Here is a 23,465-nt window from a genome sequence, read left to right as displayed (position 1 = left end):
GATTAAACCAGTTAATCATAGGATCAGCTTTTAATGGTCCTTATTAAGAGGTATTAGTCGTTGACCTAATTTTAGAATTTAAGGCTGTAGTGATGTGAGATTATTTTTAGTTTTATTCTCAAAGGAAAAGATGTGATTTAGTTATTTTCGCTCCAGTTATCTTCTACTCTCACAATGAACGACCTTCTTAAGAAACTAAAACTCATACAAACGCTTACCACGCGCGTTGAGATGCAACAGCAAGACTTTGTTGCTAAACTAAGAGAACATGTGGATGAGGGTTCTCTAGGTATTTTTTCAGACACCTTTGATGTGTTCTCTACCACAGACAATGAGTTTAAAGGACATGTAGGTCCTCAGGATTTTAAGATCAAGCGCAGGAAAAAGCTATTTAGTGGGAATGCTAATTTCGCTATTGCGAAAGGTACTTTTAAACAAGAATACGAAACCCTGATCATTCATACTGAGATCAATGGCTTCAGGAAGTTATTTATACCATTCTTCATATTTGCACTGATCATTTATCCTACATTAGTCGTTACATTCTTAAGCTCAGACACTGATAATGGCAGTGGGCTTGCCTTCGCGCTTCCATTTATTCTTATTCATGGTGCGTTTATGTTTGGACTCCCCTACTTCATCATGCGCAGAAGTGTCAAGAAAATGAAATACGACCTGGAACGAGAGTTTCATTATATGACAAAGAGATAGGTCTTAAACTACTTCGGTTTCGGCTTGGTTTATTAAAACCATAAATGAAATTTTGAAATACATACTTTCCGAACCACTTCCGTTTCGGCTCCGCTCAACGTACGCTGAAGTCAGTTTTCAGTTGGCAGTCGCGGTTTTCAGTCTCAGTTTTCAGTTGGCAGTCGCAGTATGCAGTATTTGCCATTCGCTAATTCCCTCATTTGCTAATTGAACAATACATATCCTCTTCGGTTTCGGCTCCGCTCTACCTCCGTTAAAATGTCGTTCACTGAGCGGAGTCGAAGTGAAATGATCAATGTTACCAATACAAATAAATTAAAAAAGAACCAGGAAGAAGTTTGAAAATAAATACTTTCCGAACCACTTCCGTTTCGGCTCCGCTCAACGTACGTTAAAATCGCGTTCACTGAGCGGAGTCGAAGTGAAATGATCGATGTTACCAATACAAATAAATTAAAAAAGAACCAGGAAGAAGTTTTGAAATAAAAACTTTCCGAACCACTTCCGTTTCGACTCCGCTCAACGTACGTTAAAATCGCGTTCACTGAGCGGAGTCGAAGTGAAATGATCAAAGGTTAGTATTCTTATTAATAAGTAGCGTTGATAATATTCATTTATTCTTGAAATGAGAAACGTTTTTACATTCTGAGAGTTTATTCAAATCTTGTGTTCTACTTTGAATGAGCGCTTCTTTCTTTTTTCGGCTCCATCCTTGTACTTGTTTCTCACGGCTAAAAGCTTCAGAAATTTTAGAGTATTCTTCAAAGTAAACCAGTTTAACCGGTAATCTTTTTTTAGTATAATTGGCTCCTGCTCCATTTTGATGTTGACTCAATCTTTTCTCAATATTTATTGTGCTTCCTACATAATAGGTTTCATCAAAGCATTCTAAAATATACATATACCCTTTTCTGTCAGACATATATAAATATAATAAATACTCATATTATACCACTTCCGTTTCGACTCCGCTCAACGTACGTTGAATTACGTTCACTGAGCGGAGTCGAAGTGAAATGATCGAGGTTACCAATACTAATACATTAAAAAAGAACCATGAAGAAGTTTGAAAATAAATACTTTCCGAACCACTTCCGTTTCGGCTCCGCTCAACCTCCGTTGAATTTCGTTCACTGAGCGGAGTCGAAGTGAGATGATCGATGTTACCAATACAAATAAATTAAAAAAGAACCATGAAGAAGTTTTGAAATAAATACTTTCTAAACCACTTCCGTTTCGACTCCGCTCAACGTACGCTGAATACCGTTCACTGAGCGGAGTCGAAGTGAAATAGTTGATGTTACCAATACAAATACATTAAAAAAGAACCATAAAGAAATTTCGAAATACATACTTTCCGAACCACTTCCGTTTCGGCTCCGCTCAACGTACGTTGAATTACGTTCACTGAGCGGAGTCGAAGTGAAATGATCAATGTTGCCAATACTAATACATTAAAAAAGAACCATGAAGAAGTTTGAAAATAAATACTTTCCGAACCACTTCCGTTTCGACTCCGCTCAACGTACGTTGAATTTCGTTCACTGAGCGGAGTCGAAGTGAAAAGTTCAGTTTTCAGTTTTCAGTCTCAGTTTGCAGTGATCCCATTTGCTAATTCTCACATTCGCTAATTTGCTAATTCTATAATTAAGCAATACTCGTATTCTCCCGTTTCGGCTCCGCTCAACGTCCGTTGAATTCGGTTCATTGATTGAAATCAGTTTAGAATACTAAATTTGCAGGCATATAATGCTATGGCTGGAATTACCGAAACACATATTGCTACCTTTCTTACAAAACCTTTACGGCTTCAGGAATATGGAGTAGATATTTTTCATGCTGTACCAACCAAGTCGGCTTTAAAGAAGGCTATTAAAAAGCGCCAAATAACCGTTGATGGAAACATAGGCAGTACGGCTACCTATATTTTTGGAGGAGAAAAAATCGTTCTCAGCATCCCAGAGCAGACAGTAGAAGATACCAAACTCAAGTTGGCGTTAGATATACTCTATGAAGATGATCATCTGGCAGCCGTAGATAAACCCGCAGGCATAAAAGTAAGTGGTAACCGTTTTATGACGATCGCTAATGCCCTATCACAAAATCTTAAAGCGAGCAGTTTAGAAGATGTGTGCATTCCGCAACCGGTGCATCGTCTAGATTATCCCACAACCGGAATTTTACTTAGCGGTAAAACCAGTAGCAGTATTAGAGCGCTTAACCAATTGTTTAAAGACAAAAAGGTTCAGAAAACCTATTATGCGGTGACCATTGGCAAAATGCCAGTAAGCGGCACGATCGATCGCCCTGTTGATGATAAAGAATCAACGTCAACTTACGATGTAATCGCTTCAATAAATTCAGAGCGATTTGAGCGATTGAATTTGGTAAAACTTCAGCCATTTACTGGCAGGAGACATCAGTTGCGCAAACATATGTTCAGTTTAGGCAATCCTATTCTGGGGGATCGAGATTATCATCTTGAAGGTAAACTTCTCAAAGGCAAAGGACTTTATCTTCATGCATATTCGGTGAGTTTTAAACATCCATTTACTGAGGATCATATTGTGATAGCGGCTCCATTTCCTAAAAAGTTCAAGAAACTTTTTGATGTAGATACACTTTTGGGATAAGCGAGATCTGGTATTTCTTCTTTTGGCTTAAAGCCAAAAAACTTAAAACACAATAACTAGTAACCGAAAACAATAGCAATAAATTATTATATTCGTTAACGTTACAATTTATACGATCATAACTATGCAGCGAATTATACTTACCCTTGGTTTTGTTTTTACTTGTGCTTTGCTTAGCGCTCAAGATGGAAGTTTTGATGAACACTTTAAAGCTGGGATCACCTTTCATGATGCAGGTGAGTATGACAAAGCGATAGCCGAGTACGAGAAAGCCATGGCTATTGATCCAGATGTAAGTGATGTGTATTATGAGATCGCCTATTCTAACTTTGAAAAAGGCGAGTATGAAAAAGCGGTAGAGTATTGTAAAAAGTCACTTGCCATTGATGACAAAAGTGCTTTAGCCTGCTACATCGTTATGGGTAGCGCTGAAGATATGTTGGGGCAGCCACTGCAAGCGCTTAAAACCTATGAAGAGGGAATGGCAAAATTTGAAAACTATTTGCTGTATTACAATTATGGGTTGACCAGTTACAATGAGAATCTGCTAGATCAAGCAGAAGAGGCATTGATCAAAGGAATTACAATAAACCCAGATCATGCTAGTAGCCATCTAGTGCTTAGCGATGTGATGCGTAAAAGAAATAAAAGAGTACAGGCATTATTATCTTTGTATTACTTCTTGCTTCTTGAACCAAATTCTGAGCGTTCGGCCATTGAATATGAAGATCTTTTAGAACTTTTAAAGCAAGGTGTAAAGAAAAAAGATGAAAAGAATATAGATGTGAGTATCGCATTTGACGGTGATTCATCATTTAGCGCTGCAGAACTTCTTATTAGCATGCAGCAAGCCACAAACCTTGCAGAAGGTAATGAAGACAAAACAGATCTAGAGTTATTTGCTGAAAGGAATCAAGCCATATTCAGTACGATAGCAGGCTTAGACAAAAAAGGCAACAACGACGACTTCTGGTGGAATTTCTATGTACCTTCATTTTCAGATTTTGTAGAGGCAGATATTATTGAGCAGCTTAGTTATTATATGTCACTGTCTCAAGGCGAAGAAGCTAGAGCGTGGTTTGATGAAAATCCTGAGAAGACTACTAAGTTTCAAGATTATTTTGCAGAAGAGTAAGCTTTGGTTTAGTTAAGTGAGATCTAATCTGGGTTAGATTTTTTGGCTTAAAGCCAAAACGAGAATACAAGGATACCTTTACTTAAACGAGAGAAAGAAGAAACTCACGATCTTAGGCCCTAGATGCTCCCGAAGAATTGAATAGGCCTTAGTAAGATGACCTTCTACCGTCTTTACTGAAAGGTTGAGATACTCAGCGATCTCAATATTTGTTAGACCTTCTCTTTTACTTAATATAAAGACCTCTGCACATTTATTAGGTAAAGCAGAAACCCCTTCAAAGACCATTTCCTTTTTCTTCTCAAGGAGATTGATCTCGTTGCTGTTAATAACAGCCTCCATTGTTTCTAGGTATACTTTATCAAAATAAGTAAGACGTTTGTTCTTCTTATAATGATTAATAAACTCGTTATAGCAACTCTTATAGAGAAAATTTTGAAGAGATTGATCTGGTTGCAAACGATCTCTATACTCAAAAAGCTTTAAAAACACATTTTGAATAATATCTTCTGCAACCGCATGATCATGCGTTAACGTCAACACATATGTAAATAAGCGCTTATGATAAAGCCCTAAAAGGTAGGCATAGGCAGACTCCTCCCCGCTTTTTAAGCTTTCAATAAGAACTAAATGATCTCTATACATATGTGAGAAAGATAATAAATAAATCGATTTATTAGCTAATATTAAAAAAAACATATAAAAAATTAAAAAAAATGTTAATCAAAACAAGGGTATCGAAAATTTGAGTTGTAATTACTAGCAAAGAATGTATTTATAAATGACTGAGAAAATTCAGCAAGCGATAATGAGATACATCACCAGCACTGCAACTGCAGATGATCTGGAGATGTTATCTGAATGGTGTAAAGTACCGGCAAATAAGAAAACGTTTGAGTGCTTTTTAAAAGACCACTATTCTATTACGCATAGCGTGAATGATCCTAATAGTGAACAAGCCATTAATAGACTACTATCTGCGCTGCAGAAAAAACAAAAATTACGTCTGAATAAAAAACGTCAAATTTTAACAAAATATGCCGCGGCAGTTTCAGCCATAATCATTTTATTTGGAACTTATTATTTTATAAATGTTATTTTTACCTTAAATTTATCGTCTCCTTCATCGAAGGAGATTAAAGTAGGGACAGATAAGGCAACATTGACACTCGCTGATGGCTCTGAAGTAGAACTTGGTAAAGAAGAAGTTTTTCAAGAAGAGAATTATAAGAGTAACGGTACTCAACTAGAGTATGACAATGATAAAGATGGGCAAACAGGTAAAATTGCTTATCACTTTTTAACTGTTCCTCGAGGGGGAAAATTCATGATCACATTGTCAGACGGAACCAAAGTTTGGTTAAACTCTGATAGCCGATTAAAATACCCTACAAATTTTAGGTCAAAAGAATCACGTAAAGTGGAGCTTGTATATGGTGAAGCATATTTTGATGTTTCTCCATCAACAAAGCACCAGGGATCGGATTTTATGGTTTATAACAGCGGTCAAGAAGTAAAAGTGTTGGGAACCGAGTTCAATATCAAGGCTTATATAGATGACAGTGATATTCTAACCACACTAGTGGAAGGAAAAGTAAACCTTAAGATAAATAACAAAGAACAGGTTCTTGCTCCTGGTCAGCAAGCTAAGTATGATTTTGATAAAAAAGCCATAGTTACGAAAACGATTGATATTTATAATGAGACGTCTTGGAAGGATGGAGTTTTCAGTTTTGACAATAAACCCTTGTCTGAGATCATGAAAGTACTCTCAAGATGGTATGATGTAGAGTTTAAGATTGAAAATGAGGATATAAAGACTGAAGAATTTATAGGAAGCCTGAGCAAAAATCAGGAAATAGAAGAAATATTAACCCAAATCAAAAACACTGGAATAATAAATAACTACAAAATCGAAAAAAATGAGGTAAAAATAGAATAAGAAAAAGAGAACGAAGTCAAACATTTGGCGATGGACTTAACTTCGTCTCTCTCAGGGATAAATATTAGACAATTAAGACTAACAATTACACAACAAATTTATGAAAATTAAATTACCCAATTCACATTTCCTATATCGGAAACTGTTGCTGTTGCTTATGAAAACATTGATATTCTTACTTTGCACTACTGTATTCGGGTTTTCTGCAAAAACATCTTTCTCTCAAGAACGTATTGTCGTATCGCAAGATCAGATGGCAAGTGTAGATGATGTTTTTCATATGATCAGAAAGCAAACCAATTACCGATTCATCTATTCAAAGAAGTTATTTGAGAATATCCCAGATGTCCAACTTACTAAGGGGGAAATAAATGTTGGTACTCTGCTAAAACGTTTTAGCGACTTGGCTGACGTAAATTTCGACTTAACTTCAGATCATACTATAACGATTAAGAAGAAAAGCGAAGCACCAATAAGCAAACCAAAAACATCAACAATACAGCAAACTATAACGCTTAAAGGAAGTGTAGCTACTGCTGCAGATAACCTTCCTCTACCAGGTGCTACCGTTTTAGAAAAAGGTACCACCAATGGGGTCGTTACAACCTTTGAGGGCGACTTTACCATTGATGTAAAGAACCGTGATGCTATTCTTGTTATCTCTTATGTAGGTTATGCTCCAAAGGAGGTGCCTGTAGGCGAAAAGAACATATTCGAGATCTTCCTAGAAGAAGATGCGGCTAGCCTTGATGAGGTTGTTGTAGTAGGTTTTGGTAAACAAAAGAAAATATCACTTACAGGTGCAGTTTCTACTGTAGATGTAGATGATATGAAACAAAACCCTACAGCAAGTATCTCTAATGCCCTTGCGGGGAATGTACCAGGTATCATGGCCATGATGCAATCAGGACAACCAGGTAAAAACATCTCTGAATTCTGGATCCGTGGTATCTCAACATTTGGTGGAGGTACTAGTCCTCTTGTACTTGTAGATAACATTGAGCGTGACCTTAACGATCTGAATATAGAAGATATTAAATCTATCTCGGTACTTAAAGATGCTGCTGAAACTGCAATGTATGGTTCTAGAGGTGCAAACGGTGTAATCCTTATCACAACAAAAAGAGGTAGCGCCGGAAAGATCAAGATCAACTTTAAAGACGAATTTATTTATAACACGCGTACCATAACTCCTGAATTTGAAGATGGTGTTACTTACGCTAGTTTGATCAACGAATCTCGTATCACGCGTAACGAGGCTCCTATATACCAACCAGAAGAACTTGAGATCATTAGACTAGGTCTAGACCCCGATCTTTATCCTAATGTTGACTGGAAAGATCTACTTCTTAAGGATGGAGCAATGACTTACCGTGCAAACCTTAACATGAGCGGTGGTGGTCCAACTTCGCGATATTTCGTTTCTGGTAGTTATATCAATGAAGGAGGTATGTATAATATTGATGAATCGCTTAAAGACGATTATAATACAAATGCAAACTATCGCCGTTGGAACTATCGTCTTAATGCAGACTTCAACATCTCTGAAACTACTATCGCCAAAGTAGGTGTTGCAGGATCACTAAGTAAAAGAAATAGTCCAGGTCTAGGAGATGTTGATTTCTGGGGATCTTTCTTCGGGTACTCACCTATTCGTACTCCTGTACTTTATTCTAATGGTTATGTTCCTGCTATTGGTACTGGTAATCAAACCAACCCATGGGTTATGGCTACACAGTCTGGTTTTAATGAAAACTGGGTAAATCAGGTACAAACTAACGTTACCATAGAACAAGATTTTAAATTCATCACTCCTGGACTTCGTATGAGAGGTATTGTAGGATATGATATTCAAAACGTAAATAATATTCAGCGTCGTAAGTGGCCTGAGCAATGGAGAGCGGCACGTGCACGTGATGCAAATGGAGATCTTGTTTTCTCACAGATCAGTGGACCACAAGAATTGGCTCAATCTAGTAACTCTACAGGAAATAGATTAGAGTTCTACGATCTTATGCTTTCTTATGATCGAACATTTGGCGACCACAATACTGGTGGTGCTCTTAGATTTACTCGTGATGCCTACGTTCAGACAGTGGCTTTAGGTGGAGATATCAAGAATGGTATCGCAAGAAGAAACCAAGCATTAGCAGGACGTGTGTACTATAATTACAAAAGCCGTTACTTCTTAAACTTTAACTTTGGTTATACAGGATCAGAGAACTTTGCTCCAGGACAGCAATACGGTTTCTTCCCTGCGATCTCAGGTGCTTATAACATTGCCGGAGAAGAGTTCGTTAAGAAGAACTTAAGTTGGTTAAAACTATTTAAGATCAGATATTCTTATGGTAAAGTAGGTAATGACCAGTTAGCTGGTGGTGAACGCTTCCCATACTTATATACAATTGGTCAAATACGTAATGGAGATGGCGATCAAGTAGGTGGCTATCAATGGGCAGACTTTGGATCTAGCAGATATTTTGGAGGAATGAGATATTCTCAAGTTGCATCCTCATACGTTACTTGGGAAGTGGCAACAAAGCAAAACCTTGGTTTTGATATTGAGACTAAAGGAATTACTGCTAATATGGACTTCTTTAATGAAGAACGTTCTGGAATTTATATGCAAAGAAACTTCCTTCCTGCTATTGTGGGATTAGAAAGTACTCCAAGAGCTAACGTAGGAGAGGTTAGATCAAGAGGTTTTGACGGACGCTTTCAGTACAGAAAACAATTTGGAGAATTCACTGTTACTGCTAGAAGTAACATTACCTTCAGTAAGAACGAAATTGTAGAAAGAGATGAACAAAACAATGTTTATCCTTATCAAAACCAAGAAGGTTTCCGTGTAAATCAATCTAGAGGGCTTGTAGCATTAGGTCTATTTGAAGATTATGATGATATTAGAAATAGTCCTGCACAACAATTTGGAACATATCAACCTGGAGACATCAAATACAAGGATGTTAACGGTGATGGTGTTATTAACGATGGTGACATTGTTGCTATAGGTGCTACTCAGAGACCAAACCTTATTTATGGTATTGGTGCTAACGCTAACTGGCGTGGTTTCAGCCTTGGTGTTTTATTTCAAGGAGCAGGGAAATCTACTTTCTCTACATACGGAAAAACCGTTCATGCATTTAGCGAAGGAGAATGGGGACAAGTAATGAAAGGTATTATGGGAGATAATCGTTGGATAGATTCTGATATCTCAGGAGATCCTTCTACCGAAGACCCTAATGCCTCATATCCTCGTCTTAGTTTTGGGCCAAACCCAAATAACTTTAGACAGTCAACCTTCTGGTTGAGAGATGGTCGCTACCTACGTTTGAAAAACTTAGAAATAGGCTATAATCTACCTCAAAAGTTGATCAATAAAGTTGGTTTTGAAAATGTGAGACTATATGTTGTTGGATCTAACTTGGTAACGTGGTCTAAGTTTAAGCTATGGGATCCAGAACTTGCTACTCCTAGAGGAGAGGATTATCCCCCTGCGAAATCTTACACAATGGGAATTAGTATAAATCTGTAAAAGAAAAAGAAATGACAAAAAGAATATTTTATACTGTTTTATCTGTTGTATTTGGAGCAGGAATATTAGCGTCATGTACTGACGACTACCTAGATTCCAGCAGATATTTTAGAGATCGCCTTACAGAAGAAAAGGTTTTTCAAAGTAAGGTATATTCAGAAGAATGGCTTGCAAACGTTTATGAGGAACTAGGAGGCATCAATGCAGATGTTGCTAGTAAGGGTGTAACCCCTCATAACTTTGCAGATGACATGTACTATGGGGATCGTGATAGCGATTATGATCCATCAAAAAATGAGCTTTCCTACAACAACTTTAAGATGGGAGAGTATGGAGAAAATGCAAAGCAAGGTACCTGGACCCGATGCTATCGTGGTATACGTAACGCTTCTACCTTTATTCAAAACATCTATATGAATGAAGAGATGACTGATGAAGAAATAGAGGATTATAGAGGTCAGGCTAGATTTGCCAGAGCATATATGTACTGGTTACTACTTCGTAAGTATGGACCTATACCTCTTTTGCCAGATGAAGGCTTAGACTATTCTGACAGCTATGATGATCTTGCAATACCACGTAGTACATATGAAGAATGCGCTACTTTCATTGCTGATGAATTAAAGCTTGCTGCCCAAGAAATGGAAGTTTTAGGAATGGTTCGTGGTCAGGATGCATCAGCAAGAGCCACAGTGGGAGCAGCACTAGCTGCACGTGCTAAAGTTTTGATCTATGCTGCTAGCCCAATTGCCAATGGTAATACATCTGATTTTGCTTCAAGATTGACTGATGATCAAGGAAATCTTCTTCTTTCACCAGACTACAATGAAGAAAAGTGGGCCAAAGCCGCAGCAGCTGCAAGAGACGTTATGGAACTTGGTATCTACGAACTTTATACTGTGCCTGTAATTGAAACAGGTGATGAAGCAACTGTTGTACCACCTGCAGATGGTAACTTTTCTGAGAGTCCATGGCCTTCTGGCTGGTCTAACATAGATCCAGAAAAATCTTATGCTAGAGTCTTTGACGGAACATTACCAGTTTCAGGTAACCCTGAGTTGATCTTTTCTAGAGGTAACAATCAAGATGGTGAAAGTATCAGAGCAATGGTTGCGCATCAGTTACCTAGATCTGCTACTGGATGGAATACTCATGGATTAACACAGAAACTTGTAGATGCTTACTATATGAATGATGGTGAAGATGTACCTGGGAAAGACAAGGAAATAGGAAGAGGAGATGGATCTGATCGTCCTTCAGGATATGTTACTCAAGCTGATTATGATGCTGGACTTCATAGACCTTTACTTCCAGGAGTTCATATGCAATATGCTGACCGTGAACCAAGGTTTTATGCTTCAGTAGCGTTTAACGGAAGTTTCTGGCCGCTATTGAATGAATCTCAAGAGCGTAACCGTAATCAGCAGGTATTTTACTACCGTGATAATCCAAAGGGTAATGGTTTTAACTCATCGAATGCCTACTGGTTAAGAACGGGTATTGGGGTTAAAAAGTATGTTCACCCTAATGACACCTATGAAGGCGGACAAATAGGTAACATCGTGTTTAAACCAGAACCTGCTATTCGCTATGCAGATATCTTACTACTTTACGCGGAAGCGGTAAATGAATTAGATGGATCATACAATGTAGAAGCATGGAATGGCGGTAGCTACACAATCTCTAGAGATATATCAGAAATGCAAAAAGGTATTCATCCTGTGCGCATTCGTGCTGGAGTGCCTGACTATCCATCATCTGTATATGCTAGTAAAGATGAGATGAGAAAGAGATTAAAGCGTGAGCGCTTTATAGAACTTCTTGCAGAGGGGCAACGTTATTATGACTTACGTCGCTGGATGGATGCTGATGAAGAAGAAGCTTTACCAGTATATGGTTGTAATGTTCTTATGAACGAGGAGGAAAGAGATCTTTTTCATCAACCCGTTGCTGTATGGGCTCTTGAGTCAACATTTGCAGATAAAATGTGGTTTTGGCCTATTGGTCTAGAGGAGCTAAAGCGTAATAAACGCCTTACTCAGAACCCAGGTTGGAATTACAATGATTAATAAAAACATAAAGCATTATGAATAAAGTTATAAAACTATTTGTGGCACTTGCAATGCTTATTGTATTGGGGTCCTGTAATGATGAGTGGACGGATGAACAATTTGAACAATTTGTTTCTTTTAAAGCTCCAATAAACAACCAAGGCGTTAGTGATATTTATGTGCGCTATCGAGCAAATGAGGGTACTACATTTGAACAACCGTTAGTGGTAAGTGGATCAACAACAAATGATCAGAACAGAACAGTTCATGTTGCTGTAGACTCTGACACTCTTGTAGACCTAAATTATGAACGCTTTCAATCACGCACTGATTTCTATTATAGAGAATTAGACAGCAAATACTATAGTTTTCCTTCTGAAGTACAAATAAGTGCTGGCGAGAATACTTCTATGCTTGACATCAATTTTACTTTAAAGGATATTGATATGGTTGATAAATGGGTACTACCTATAACAATTGAAGATGATCCTTCTTATAACTATACCGCTAATCCTAGAAAGCACTATCGTAAGGCGCTTTTAAGAATAAATCCATTTAATGATTATTCTGGAACTTATAGTGGTACTGCTCTTAAAACGGTGATGGAAGGTTATGAGGATGAAACTCCTATTGTAAAGTCTGAGATCAAGACTTATGTTGTAGACGAAAACACAATCTTTTTCTATGCCGGTAATATAGATGAAGATCGTACTGATCGTGGTAACTATAAGATATATGCTAGGTTAAATGAAAATGGTGGAGTAACACTGTATGCTGATAATCCAGCAATGAATTTTCAGTTAAACAAGGACGCTAGTTACTCTCTTAACGAGCAGATGGATGAGGTACGCCCCTATCTTTTGCGTAGATATCTAACCATTAATAATATCGATTATCAGTTTACTGATTATACGATGGTTCCTAATGTAGATATTAATTATAAAGTTTCAGGATCAATGATCTTAGAACGTAGATTGAATACCCAGATCCCAGATGAAGACCAAGCAATTGAATGGTAATCACAGAGCGTTTTCAAACGATGAAAAAGAGCTTTAGCTTAATAAAAAATTGAATTAAAAATCTAAAACTATGTATTTAAACATACTAATTAATATGAGGAAATTTCAAATCCTTAGTTTGATGCTGGCATTTCTGAGTGTAGGTTTATACAGTTGTAAAAGTGATGATCCGGGTGATGAAACCATGCCCGCTTTTGATCCCTCACAACCTGTAGTTGTATCAGGTTTCACGCCAGAAACTGGTGGTGCCGGTCAACGTCTCGTGATTTACGGTAAAAATTTCGGTACAAATAAGGATATCGTTAAGGTATTTATAGGCGGCAAAGAAGCTGTAGTTATTAGCGTAAATGGTGACTCACTTTATTGCCTTGTTCCAAAGCAAGCCTTTGGCGGAGATATTGAAGTTATAGTAGGTGAAGAGACAAGACAAGTAAGCGCTGTATCTGACACAAACTTTGATTATCAACGTAAGATGGTTGTATCCACTGTTATTGGCTATAAAAATGACCGTGGTGATGAACCATGGAAGGATGGCGTTTTCAAATCAGACAACCAAAATGAAATGGCGAGTGGATTTTGGAATCCTTCGTTTATGAAATTTGATCCTCTAAATCCTAAGCATTTATATGTAACCTTTGACTTTAATAATGGTCTTTATCTGATGAACTTTGCAGATAGTACCGTTACTAAGATACGTTCTGACTTTGACAGACCTCGTAGTGTTGATTTTACAAACGATGGTAAATATATGATCATTGCAGAAGACCGTGGTGGTGAGAATGATAGAGCTGCGTATAGACTGTCTAGAGACCAGAATTGGCAAGATAGAGAAGTATTGACCAGATACAGACAATGTAATGGAGCTTCAATTCATCCTGTAAATGGAGAAATGTACTTTAATAGTTATGAAAAAGGTCAATTCTTCCGCTTTGATCTAAATAAATATTTTGAAGAAGGTTTAGGTGATAAAGAATATGAGAACCTCTTTGTGATCCACGATCCGGGCTGGGAATTTAAAATATTCATTCACCCTACAGGTAATTACGCATATATTGTTGTAATCAACCAACATTATATATTACGTTGTGATTATAACTGGGAGAAAAAGCAATTTAACCAACCATACCTTGTTGCTGGTCAACTTAGAGGAGAAGGTTACCAAGACGGTGTAGGTTCTAGCGTACGATTAAGAAACCCATATCAAGGTGTATTTGTGAAAAACGAGGATTATGTTGAAGCAGGTAAGCCTGATGAATACGACTTCTACTTTACAGATCAACGTAACCACGCAGTTAGAACGCTAACCCCAGAAGGTAGTGTTACCACCTTTGCTGGTCGTGGAAGTTCTAGTATCAATCCAGACCCTTGGGGTTATGTTAATGGTGATCTTAGAGAAGAAGCTCGATTTGATAGACCATCAGGAATTGAGTACAATGAAGAAGAAAAAGCATTCTATATTGGAGATCAAGCGAATCACCGTATTCGTAAGATCGCGCTTGAAGCCGCAGAAGAAGACTAATTTTACATAGATTTTTCCATTAGTGATAAAGCCTGAGTTGTATAGCTCGGGCTTTTTTTTTTTAATTCCACACCCCTACTCTTCAATAGAATAGATTTATATTTAATATCAACAATAAGCAACAGATCCTTCTATGATCAATAGCATTAAAAAACTTAAGCCAATAAAAATCAAAGATCTGATAAGAAGAATTTCTTATAAAAAGAAGAATTCTGTCTTCTACAAAAAATCACCAAAAGATACTTTTACCTCCATTTACCAAACCAATCACTGGGGCGGAAAAGAAAGCTTATCTGGTAGAGGTTCTGACCAGGCACAAACCGAAACAATCATTGAAGAATTAAATTCTCTTTTAAGCTCACTTAATATTCAATCTATTTTAGACTTGCCTTGCGGAGATTTTAAATGGATGAAACACGTAGATCTAAAAGACATTCAATATCTGGGAGCAGATATTGTAGATGAATTGATTATAAAAAACAAAAATACCTTCTCTAAAAAGAACTTAGATTTTAAGGTTATTGATCTAATAAACGATCCTTTACCCACCTACGATCTAATACTATGCAGAGATTGTTTTGTGCATTTATCATATTCTGATCTCTACAAGTCTATTAATAATATTAAAAACTCGGGTTGCGAATATCTCCTCACAACCTCCTTTATAGATCGTGATTTTAATTATGACATATGCACTGGCGATTGGCGACCCTTAAATTTAGCTCTTAAGCCATTTCAATTCCCTGAACCCATAGCCATCATTAACGAAAATTGCTCTGAAAACAATGGTGAGTACCTAGACAAATCTTTATGCCTTTACAGAATAAAGGACATTGAAATAATCCCTAAATTGTTTGACATAAAGTAATTTTTATTATGAAATTCTACCTATCACTCCTACTCTGCACTTTCATTTCCCTTACGGGGAAAAGTCAATCGCTTGAGGGCGCTTGGCAAGCAATTCATGCTGATGCAAACGGAAACAGTCTAAAAAGCGTCGTGATATTCGCTGATGATTTTCAAGCAGTGGCTACGTATGAAGTAGATAGTGGGAAGTTCATTAATACAAACGGCGGCCTATATGCTATCAATGGAGATACCGTTACCGAGAAGGTGGAATTTAATTCTTCTAATCCCGAAATGATAGGAAAAGAAATCAGTTTTAAGATCGTGAAGACAGACTCTACCATCCGCATTGTAGGACACGATATAATTTTCAACAGAATTGATAATGGCACTCCTGGAGATTTAAATGGCGCATGGTTAATGTCTGGCCGCGTGCGCGACGGAGAGACGCAAACAAGAGACACAAGCGGACCTAGAAAAACAATGAAAATACTTTCGGGGACGCGTTTTCAATGGATAGCTTTTAATACAGAAACTAAGCAATTCATGGGTACCGGTGGCGGGACTTACACTACCATTGACGGCAAATATACTGAGCACATAAAATTCTTCTCTAGAGACGATTCTCGTGTGGGCGCCAGTCTTGAATTCAACTATAATATTATTGATGGAAATTGGCATCATGAAGGCCTTTCAAACAAAGGGGATCCTATTCACGAGATCTGGAGTAAAAGACTTCTAGACAATTAATTTTGTTCGGCTTACGCCAAAATCAGCATTCAACTAAAACGTTTTATTTTTTTTAGCTATATTTCATTTCTCATATAACTGAAGCCCTTTTTAATAGGCCAGCAAATAATTTGAAATAATGAAATATCGCTTGTTTTTTTGTCTTTCTCTCATAGTCATTTTCGCGAAAGCGCAAACACCAGTATCTCTACCTGAAAATCCAGAAGTAAACGCTACTAAAGTAGCGCTTAACGACGATCTCTTAACGCTAAGCTGGAAAATTGCAGATACTTATGGTTATGAAATGATCTTAGATCTTAAAGATGAAAATCCGCTATTCAAAGCGATAAATGTGTTGCGCGAGGGTGATGTACAATCCATCATAAAGAACGCAAACCCAGAGTTTATTTTAAATGTGGGTAAACGCGAACTCAAGCCAGAAAATGGCTGGACGGTTTTCTTTGACAAAGTGCCAACACGACCTTATGAAAGTCACCTATTAACCTTAGAAAAAAAGTCTGTTAAAGTCACTAAAACTGCTTCAAGGACAGTGGTAAGTATTGGCGAAATCAAAGCGCCAGATTTCACTGGTAATCTTGAGATAACGATCTACAGCAACACACATTTATTCAATATCGCAGCTGTTGTGGAGACAGAAAAAGATGCCACAGCAATCTTGTATGACGCCGGTCTTACCGTTGATGAGCCTTTTAAAAATGTGGCTTTCGCCAAAACTACTGACGAATTTCAAACCGTTACAACCACAGATGCTCCTAGCATAAATGAAAAGGTAAAATACCGCACGATCATTGGGACTCAAGATCACGGATCGATTGCCGTTTTTCCTGCGCCGCATCAATATTTCTATCCGCTCGATGAAGCCTTTAATTTGGCTTTTGTTTGGCACGGAAATAACTATCGCAACATGATCTCAAAAAACGGAATAGGGATAAGACAAGAACCTAAAGGTGATGAACGCTTTGTGCCTTGGTTCAATGCCCCGCCTAACACAAAACAGCGTCTTAACTTCTTCTGTGAGTTGTGGGGCGGTAATGAGAAACAATTGCTAGATAATGTAAAAAGATACACTCACGGTGATACATATCCAGAAATTGAAGGTTACAAAACCATGGCAAGTCATTTTCATAACGAATACATTATGAACGTGGTAAGAAAAGATAAGCCAGTGCCAGATATGCCAGAGTTTGTGAATGTCTTAAAAAGCATGGGGGTTGATATCGTGCATCTTGGTGAATTTCATTACACCGCGCATCCCAAAGGTCCAGATGAATTACGTCTAGAAGAACTTAAAGCCCTTTTTGATCTTTGTGATCAAGTCTCTGATGAAGAATTTTTGTTGCTACCCGGTGAAGAACCTAATGAATTTTTAGGCGGTCACTGGATGCAGCTTTTTGCAAATCCTGTGTACTGGATCATGTCTCGCGATGATGATAAACCGTTTGTCACAAATGACCCTAAATACGGCAAAGTATACCGCATTAAAGACAAAAATGAAATGCTTGATCTTCTTAAAAAAGAAAACGGTCTTGCATGGACGGCGCACCCTCGTATTAAAGGTTCTACCGGTTATCCTGATAAATATAAAGATGAAGAATTCTTTAAAGCAGATGAGTTCTTAGGTGGCGCCTGGAAGGCAATGCCAGCAGATCTATCTAGACCAGAACTAGGATGGCGTGTTCTAGATCTTCTAGATGACATGAACAATTGGGGACTTAAGAAGCATGTGATCGCAGAGTCTGATCTTTTTACTATCACACCAGAAAATGAGATGTATGCACACATGAACATGAATTATCTTAAGATCGAAGAAATCCCTGATTTCTCTAAAGGTTGGAAACCTGTGGTAAATGCCATGCAAAAAGGTCAATTCTTTAGTACCACTGGTGAGATCACGATCCCAAAATTTAAAATAAATGGCAAAGAAGCTGGAGAGACTGTTACATTTAAAGAAGATGATACTATTGAAATAGAACTAGATGTAAACTATACCTTCCCTTTGAATTATGTACAGATAGTTACTGGCGACGGTGAAAAGACGTACACTAAAAATTATGAAGCAGTTTCTTCTCGTGCCTTTGGTTCTGAGCAATTAAAATTCTCCACCACGCTTAACGGTAAAAAATGGATACGTCTAGAAGTATGGGATGTTGCGGCAAATGGAGCTTTTACACAAACAATTTATTTGGATGAAAAGCCTGTAAAAGATTAATTTCATTAAAATAATCCCCTAAATAATTCTTGATGAAAAAACACAGAATCTTTACCATGCCTTTTGCTAGCGTATATCCGCACTATATCACAAAAGCCGAAAAGAAAGGACACACTAAAGAAGAAGTTGACACAATAATAAAATGGTTAACAGGCTATGATCAAGAAAGTCTTGAAGATCAAATAAAAAATAAGACTGATTTTGAAACATTTTTTGCCGAAGCACCACTAATAAATCCTAATGTATCAAAGATCAAAGGCTTGATCTGCGGTTACCGCGTAGAAGAAATAGAAGATGAGTTGATGCAAAAAATACGCTATATGGACAAACTCATTGATGAGCTTGCCCGCGGCAAAAAGATGAAAAGTATTCTAAGAGAATAAAATGAATTAATAAAAACAGCAATCTTATGAAAGATCAAAAGATCAATTTGAATTATATTTTATGGGGTTGCATTATCGTTTTGTTCACTTGGTTGTTGCACGAATTCTCACACTGGGTTGTAAGTGAAATTCTGGGATACGACACCACACTAAGACTCAACGCTACATCTCCCGTTCAAGGAAGTTATAAGCAAACAGAAGATCACATTCTCATCTCGATCGCCGGACCGATAATCACGATTTTTCAAGCGGTATTGGCTTATATCCTTCTTAAGCCCCAGTGGAATAAAGCTTTGTATTTACTGCTCTTCACGCCGTTTTACATGCGCGCTTTAGCAGGATTCATGAACTTTATAAACCTCAACGATGAGGGTAGAATAAGCGCTTATCTAGCAATAGGTACTTTCACTTTGCCAGTGCTTGTAAGCGTGTTTTTATTTTATCTTGTTTATCGCGCTTCCGCGAAAAGTAATCTTGGATGGAAGTTTCAACTAGGTACGACATTGATCGTCATGTTTTTTAGTTCCATATTGATCTTAGCTGATCAAGTGTTTAAAATAACGCTCATTTAAATACGTATTATCGTGAGAATACAAATACTATTCGTTTGCCTTTACCTTGTCTGTTTTTCAGAAAAAAGCTTAGCACAACGTCATAAAGAACTTACTGACAATGTAGAAGTCTTTAAAAACATCCCTTATGTGACATATGGAGACAGAACGCTTTTACTAGACATTTACAAACCTCAAGAAACTACTATCGAAAAACTACCTGCAATTCTAGTCATTCGTGGTGGTGGATGGCAAAAAGGCGATAAAGAAGGCTATGCAACTATCGCTGCTGCGCTTACCGCAAAAGGATTTGCAGCCGTTTGTATAGAATATCGCACTGCTCAAGAAGCTTTGTTCCCTGCTGCGGTTTTTGATACTAAAAACGCTTTACAATGGATAAAAACCAATGCTGATAAATATGGCATTGATGCAAATAAAATTGGAGCGATAGGCGGTTCTGCTGGTGCGCATTTAGCACTTTTACTGGGAGTTTCAGCAGATGTTGAAGCGCTTAATCCAGAATCAGAAAATGCCGATTACAGTCTACAAGCGGTGGTTGCCCTTGCTTCGCCTACAAACTTTCATGCTACTTGGGGACCAAAGCATTGGCTGGGTAAACCTTTTGGCGAAAGCCAAGAAACCTGGCGCCTCGCTTCTCCTGTAACGCATATTGACAGCAACTCACCTCCTGCCCTTCTCATTCACAGTTCTAATGACAAAGTGGTAGATTATAGTCATTCAATTTTAGCGCTTGAGAAATATGGCGAAGCTGGTGTGCATTGCGATCTGGATCTTATTCCTGATGCTGCTCATGCCTTCTGGTTCAGTGAGAAATGGTTTGATTACACCATTGGTAAGTCGGTGGCATTTTTTCAAGAATACTTAAAATAAAAAACCACCTACGGATGCAGGTGGTTTAGTTGTTTTGGCTTTAAGCCAAATAAAATTTCATCTAGGCCTTAACCCATTTTTCTTCACGCTGACTCTCGATGATTCGCTCACAAAGGATCAACTCGCGCAATCCATCTGCAAAGGTTGGGAACGTAGGCTCATCTGGCTGTCCTCCTGCTCTCACCGCCGCATAGAATTCTTTAAATAATTGCTTAGAAGTATCTGGGAAACCTTCGTTATGACCACCAGGATAATTGATGATCTTAGCAGCCTCACCATCAAAAAGCGCAGGGTCGCGCATCAATTCTTGGTTAGGCTTATCACGATGTCCTACCCAAAGCGCGTTAGGGCTCTCTGAGTTAAACTGCACGGTTTCATTAGAACCGGCGATCTCAATTTTCAACTGATTTTTGCGACCAGCAGCCACTTGGCTTACCGTTACAACACCTTTGTTACCGTTATCAAAACGCAACAAAATAGAAGCATAATCTTCTGTAGTGATCTCCATATCTGCATAATCTTCTGGTTTCAACATTTTACCAGAATAGGTCTCGATAGGTTTAAGCGGTTTTTTTCTTGTGGGATGCACGGTATTAAAATCTGCAAAAACTGCTGTGATCTTCAATCCTGTAACATACTCAAGCAAATCGATAAGGTGACTACCAATGTCTGCCACAGCACGCGATTCGCCAGATTGAGAAGGCTCTAATCTCCAGTTATAATCTGTTTCATAAAACAACCAATCTTGAAGGTAAGAACCAATGATCGAGTAAATATTTCCTAGCTCACCAGTTTCGCGCATGCGTTTCATTTGACGAACAGCCGGATAGTAACGCAAATTAAAGTGAACACAGTTTGCAAGACCTTTTTCTGCAGCAAGCTTTACAAGCTCTTCTGCCTCTTCTATCGTGGTAGAAAGTGGCTTCTCACAAACTACGTGCAATCCTGCTTCAAGGGCTTTTTTTGCCATCTCAAAATGCAGGAAATTTGGTGTACAAATATGCACGCTATCTAGATCGTCATTTGCAATAAGCTCATCAAAGTCTGTGTAATACTTCTCGATAGAAAGACTCTCTGCTTTTGCTTTTGCCTCATTTGCATCTGGATGAAGAATTGAAACTACCTCGATCCCTGGATTTCGGCGTAAAGCTTCTATATGCACAGGCCCAATAAAGCCCATACCTGCAACGCCTACTCTAATATTTTTCATAAACTATGGTTGATTTTTAAAAAGTAAAAAATACTGCTTTTTCGTTAAGAAAGCTAAAAATAGCCATTTTCATCAGTAAAAAGCAGAAATATTGATAAGACCGTGAGAATAGCTTTAGTTTTTTGGCTTTAAGCCAAAAGGATTTTCAGAAATCAATAGTGACAAAAATCCCCTCCAATGGGTATTTACTAACTGTGAGGCCTCAAATACTTTTATGCATTATGAACTAAACCTATAAACCAATGCGTAAAATTCTATTTATTCTGTGTATTCTAATGGTATTAGGATGCGAAAAAGACGAGCAGCCCATACCTGACAAAAATGGCTCAGAGCAAGAAAATCCCGATCAACCAGATGGGTCTGGTGAAGAACAGCCAGAAACCTTTAACTTGACTGTTGAAAATGCTGATGTTACCACCCTAGAGATCGTAACGATTTCATCTAGTGACATGTCATTCTCTGAAGATTCTTATACTGGAACCTTAGGAGAAACGGCTGTAGATCTTGTAAATAATGGAGATAATACATTAAGTCTATTGATACCTAGTTCACTCACCGGTGAACATGATCTTAAACTGGAGATCGATGAGAAGCTAGGAGTTGTCGCTTTTAAAATACAAGAGCAAGTTACTGAAGATGCCACAGAGGTTATTTATGAGGCTGTTGAGAAACCTATAGGCCAATTGAGCAATATTCTGGAACAAATAAATGATACTGATAACTTAGACGATGGGGTTTTCAATCAATTAGAATCTGCAAAGCAGATGCTTGCGTATTATGAAAATGCTATGACCAATCTAACGGCAGAAGAGAAACTAGAGATGGCGCTCTTTTATGAGGCAAATCCACAGTTTTCACTTAACTTTTTGCTTGAGCTTACACGCGCATTAGATGGAAATACAGATTATGATTGCTTTGATAAAAATGCTGAAAGAATTGTGATCATAACAGCTGCAGTACTTATTGCATCTGTAGAAGGGATACCGCTTCTTGTAGCTAAATTATCAACTATTATACCGGGTGGTATAATTGCAACAGTTGTGGGTTATGCTGCGGGAATTTATGCAGCTGTTTCAATTATTAGTTATTCGCGAGAAAAACTACTTAAGGATTGCTTTTTACCTTTTGAACAAGAGCTAAAGGCTTTTGATAAAAGCTATGAAGAGAACGAAACGTTTGAGTTCTATAACAGAGAACCTAAGGAGTTTTCTATACTAACCTCTGAGCGTCATATAGTATCTAGTGATGCAAATGCTAATAGCGACTATCTTTCAAACGTGGCATCAAAAATGAACGAACTTTCTTCAAAATGGTCTTCTGTAAAAGATACTCTTAACCAGATACTTTCAGACACGGCAAACTGGTTTACAAGTTGGTTTAGTAGTTCGTCACAAAAGCTTGAACTTATAACCTATGATTTTGGTGCGATCCCAAGTTCCTCTGAAGAACGTCAACGAGCAGGAAAAAGTGAGTTTATAAGTATGCAAGGTTTTCCTTCAGATATAAATGTCAAAGTGACTAAAAACTCTTCAAGCTCTATAGAAATAGAATTTAATGCTGATGATAGCTCACTTCCTAGAAGCTTTTCTGGAAAAATAAGATATGACGATGGAAATTTTATCACAGAAGATGATGTGCGAGTTAAACTCGATAAGATCATAGATTCAACATCTATTTATGAAGAAGCGGTATTAGGAGAATGGTCAGTTCTTACGCTTAGTAGCCCATCAGAACCTAGAAAATTAATGCTTTATGAAGATGGTTACGGAAGATATGTGGGCGATGGACCTAATGGTGCTAATAAGGATGGTATTGATGACGATGGTAATGCTTATTGGGAAGTATCTTGGAGAATATATAAATCTGAAGGAAGATATTTCTTAAGAGAAAGTGGATTTTATCATTCTGGATTTGAGTCTTATAGAACCTTTGACTTAAGTCTAGAAAAAGTCCACCTCACTTACCCTGTAACAACATTTCTTACTTACACAGATTTTGGCTCAGGCCCTGGAGAAGCTGACAGGAGATATACAAAAATTTAAATACCAAAAGAGCGGTCAAATGGCCGCTCTTTTTATTT

Annotated in this window: 18 protein-coding genes; 15 read left to right on the top strand and 3 right to left on the bottom strand. The window is 37.8% G+C overall.

Features of this window, described 5'->3' with window-relative positions; translation table 11 throughout:
* The first annotated feature begins 174 nt into the window (after positions 1-174).
* A complete protein-coding gene (locus ACZ5L8_RS03635; protein WP_464439832.1) occupies positions 175-711 on the top strand; it encodes a hypothetical protein in 537 nt (178 codons plus the stop codon).
* A 610-nt stretch (positions 712-1,321) separates the two neighbouring features.
* Here the strand turns inward: ACZ5L8_RS03635 and ACZ5L8_RS03630 are convergent.
* On the bottom strand, positions 1,322-1,633 hold the full coding sequence (locus tag ACZ5L8_RS03630; RefSeq protein WP_464439831.1) for a GIY-YIG nuclease family protein: 312 nt from the start codon (positions 1,631-1,633) through the stop codon (positions 1,322-1,324).
* 832 nt (positions 1,634-2,465) lie between these two features.
* Between ACZ5L8_RS03630 and ACZ5L8_RS03625 the strand changes: the two genes are divergently transcribed.
* Positions 2,466-3,344 carry an RluA family pseudouridine synthase gene (locus ACZ5L8_RS03625; protein ID WP_464439829.1) on the top strand — a complete coding sequence of 293 codons (879 nt, stop codon included), beginning with the start codon at positions 2,466-2,468 and terminating at the stop codon, positions 3,342-3,344.
* A gap of 124 nt (positions 3,345-3,468) precedes the next feature.
* Positions 3,469-4,479, top strand: coding sequence for a tetratricopeptide repeat protein (locus ACZ5L8_RS03620; protein ID WP_464439828.1), 1,011 nt, complete (start codon positions 3,469-3,471; stop codon positions 4,477-4,479).
* A gap of 78 nt (positions 4,480-4,557) precedes the next feature.
* Here ACZ5L8_RS03620 and ACZ5L8_RS03615 read toward each other — a convergent pair whose 3' ends face one another.
* Positions 4,558-5,124, bottom strand: a complete 567-nt coding sequence (locus ACZ5L8_RS03615) for an RNA polymerase sigma factor (RefSeq protein ID WP_464439826.1) — start codon at positions 5,122-5,124, stop codon at positions 4,558-4,560.
* Positions 5,125-5,287: 163 nt separating this feature from the next.
* On the opposite strand from ACZ5L8_RS03615, the gene ACZ5L8_RS03610 reads away from it, so the two are divergent.
* The 11 genes from ACZ5L8_RS03610 to ACZ5L8_RS03560 all read left to right on the top strand — a co-directional run bounded on the left by ACZ5L8_RS03610 (position 5,288) and on the right by ACZ5L8_RS03560 (position 20,175).
* Positions 5,288-6,421: a FecR family protein gene (locus tag ACZ5L8_RS03610; RefSeq protein ID WP_464439824.1), complete on the top strand. Its 1,134-nt coding sequence runs from the start codon at positions 5,288-5,290 to the stop codon at positions 6,419-6,421.
* Positions 6,422-6,578: 157 nt separating this feature from the next.
* Positions 6,579-9,956: a SusC/RagA family TonB-linked outer membrane protein gene (locus ACZ5L8_RS03605; RefSeq protein WP_464439822.1), complete on the top strand. Its 3,378-nt coding sequence runs from the start codon at positions 6,579-6,581 to the stop codon at positions 9,954-9,956.
* An 11-nt stretch (positions 9,957-9,967) separates the two neighbouring features.
* Positions 9,968-12,025, top strand: a complete 2,058-nt coding sequence (locus ACZ5L8_RS03600; RefSeq protein ID WP_464439821.1) for a RagB/SusD family nutrient uptake outer membrane protein — start codon at positions 9,968-9,970, stop codon at positions 12,023-12,025.
* Between the two features lie 17 nt (positions 12,026-12,042).
* On the top strand, positions 12,043-13,026 hold the full coding sequence (locus ACZ5L8_RS03595; RefSeq protein ID WP_464439820.1) for a DUF4973 domain-containing protein: 984 nt from the start codon (positions 12,043-12,045) through the stop codon (positions 13,024-13,026).
* Between the two features lie 94 nt (positions 13,027-13,120).
* Positions 13,121-14,545, top strand: coding sequence for an IPT/TIG domain-containing protein (locus ACZ5L8_RS03590; RefSeq protein WP_464439819.1), 1,425 nt, complete (start codon positions 13,121-13,123; stop codon positions 14,543-14,545).
* Between the two features lie 133 nt (positions 14,546-14,678).
* On the top strand, positions 14,679-15,413 hold the full coding sequence (locus tag ACZ5L8_RS03585) for a class I SAM-dependent methyltransferase (RefSeq protein WP_464439818.1): 735 nt from the start codon (positions 14,679-14,681) through the stop codon (positions 15,411-15,413).
* A gap of 8 nt (positions 15,414-15,421) precedes the next feature.
* Entirely contained in the window at positions 15,422-16,141 is a 720-nt protein-coding gene (locus ACZ5L8_RS03580) for a membrane or secreted protein (RefSeq protein WP_464439817.1), read from the top strand.
* Positions 16,142-16,259: 118 nt separating this feature from the next.
* Positions 16,260-18,350 (top strand): CehA/McbA family metallohydrolase domain-containing protein, encoded by a 2,091-nt coding sequence (locus ACZ5L8_RS03575; RefSeq protein ID WP_464439815.1) that lies wholly within the window; start codon positions 16,260-16,262, stop codon positions 18,348-18,350.
* A 32-nt stretch (positions 18,351-18,382) separates the two neighbouring features.
* Positions 18,383-18,733 carry a DUF2200 domain-containing protein gene (locus tag ACZ5L8_RS03570; RefSeq protein ID WP_464439814.1) on the top strand — a complete coding sequence of 117 codons (351 nt, stop codon included), beginning with the start codon at positions 18,383-18,385 and terminating at the stop codon, positions 18,731-18,733.
* Between the two features lie 26 nt (positions 18,734-18,759).
* Positions 18,760-19,305: a hypothetical protein gene (locus ACZ5L8_RS03565; RefSeq protein WP_464439813.1), complete on the top strand. Its 546-nt coding sequence runs from the start codon at positions 18,760-18,762 to the stop codon at positions 19,303-19,305.
* Between the two features lie 12 nt (positions 19,306-19,317).
* The gene (locus ACZ5L8_RS03560) at positions 19,318-20,175 is read left to right on the top strand and encodes an alpha/beta hydrolase fold domain-containing protein (RefSeq protein ID WP_464439811.1); all 858 of its coding nucleotides are present in this window, start codon (positions 19,318-19,320) and stop codon (positions 20,173-20,175) included.
* Positions 20,176-20,236: 61 nt separating this feature from the next.
* Here ACZ5L8_RS03560 and ACZ5L8_RS03555 read toward each other — a convergent pair whose 3' ends face one another.
* Positions 20,237-21,385 carry a Gfo/Idh/MocA family protein gene (locus tag ACZ5L8_RS03555; RefSeq protein ID WP_462598814.1) on the bottom strand — a complete coding sequence of 383 codons (1,149 nt, stop codon included), beginning with the start codon at positions 21,383-21,385 and terminating at the stop codon, positions 20,237-20,239.
* A gap of 242 nt (positions 21,386-21,627) precedes the next feature.
* Here ACZ5L8_RS03555 and ACZ5L8_RS03550 point away from each other — a divergent pair, with 242 nt between their 5' ends.
* Positions 21,628-23,427, top strand: coding sequence for a hypothetical protein (locus tag ACZ5L8_RS03550; protein ID WP_464439809.1), 1,800 nt, complete (start codon positions 21,628-21,630; stop codon positions 23,425-23,427).
* The last annotated feature ends 38 nt before the right edge of the window (positions 23,428-23,465 follow it).

This window comes from Leeuwenhoekiella obamensis (assembly GCF_055391795.1).
This window is presented reverse-complemented; position numbering and strand designations above follow the sequence as displayed.

Excerpts from the sequence above, each read along its gene's own strand:
- ACZ5L8_RS03635 (WP_464439832.1), top strand. The coding sequence starts at position 175 with ATGAACGACCTTCTTAAGAAACTAAAACTCATACAAACGCTTACCACG.
- ACZ5L8_RS03630 (WP_464439831.1), bottom strand. The coding sequence starts at position 1,633 with ATGTCTGACAGAAAAGGGTATATGTATATTTTAGAATGCTTTGATGAA.
- ACZ5L8_RS03625 (WP_464439829.1), top strand. The coding sequence starts at position 2,466 with ATGGCTGGAATTACCGAAACACATATTGCTACCTTTCTTACAAAACCT.
- ACZ5L8_RS03620 (WP_464439828.1), top strand. The coding sequence starts at position 3,469 with ATGCAGCGAATTATACTTACCCTTGGTTTTGTTTTTACTTGTGCTTTG.
- ACZ5L8_RS03615 (WP_464439826.1), bottom strand. The coding sequence starts at position 5,124 with ATGTATAGAGATCATTTAGTTCTTATTGAAAGCTTAAAAAGCGGGGAG.
- ACZ5L8_RS03610 (WP_464439824.1), top strand. The coding sequence starts at position 5,288 with ATGAGATACATCACCAGCACTGCAACTGCAGATGATCTGGAGATGTTA.
- ACZ5L8_RS03605 (WP_464439822.1), top strand. The coding sequence starts at position 6,579 with ATGAAAACATTGATATTCTTACTTTGCACTACTGTATTCGGGTTTTCT.
- ACZ5L8_RS03600 (WP_464439821.1), top strand. The coding sequence starts at position 9,968 with ATGACAAAAAGAATATTTTATACTGTTTTATCTGTTGTATTTGGAGCA.
- ACZ5L8_RS03595 (WP_464439820.1), top strand. The coding sequence starts at position 12,043 with ATGAATAAAGTTATAAAACTATTTGTGGCACTTGCAATGCTTATTGTA.
- ACZ5L8_RS03590 (WP_464439819.1), top strand. The coding sequence starts at position 13,121 with ATGAGGAAATTTCAAATCCTTAGTTTGATGCTGGCATTTCTGAGTGTA.
- ACZ5L8_RS03585 (WP_464439818.1), top strand. The coding sequence starts at position 14,679 with ATGATCAATAGCATTAAAAAACTTAAGCCAATAAAAATCAAAGATCTG.
- ACZ5L8_RS03580 (WP_464439817.1), top strand. The coding sequence starts at position 15,422 with ATGAAATTCTACCTATCACTCCTACTCTGCACTTTCATTTCCCTTACG.
- ACZ5L8_RS03575 (WP_464439815.1), top strand. The coding sequence starts at position 16,260 with ATGAAATATCGCTTGTTTTTTTGTCTTTCTCTCATAGTCATTTTCGCG.
- ACZ5L8_RS03570 (WP_464439814.1), top strand. The coding sequence starts at position 18,383 with ATGAAAAAACACAGAATCTTTACCATGCCTTTTGCTAGCGTATATCCG.
- ACZ5L8_RS03565 (WP_464439813.1), top strand. The coding sequence starts at position 18,760 with ATGAAAGATCAAAAGATCAATTTGAATTATATTTTATGGGGTTGCATT.
- ACZ5L8_RS03555 (WP_462598814.1), bottom strand. The coding sequence starts at position 21,385 with ATGAAAAATATTAGAGTAGGCGTTGCAGGTATGGGCTTTATTGGGCCT.
- ACZ5L8_RS03550 (WP_464439809.1), top strand. The coding sequence starts at position 21,628 with ATGCGTAAAATTCTATTTATTCTGTGTATTCTAATGGTATTAGGATGC.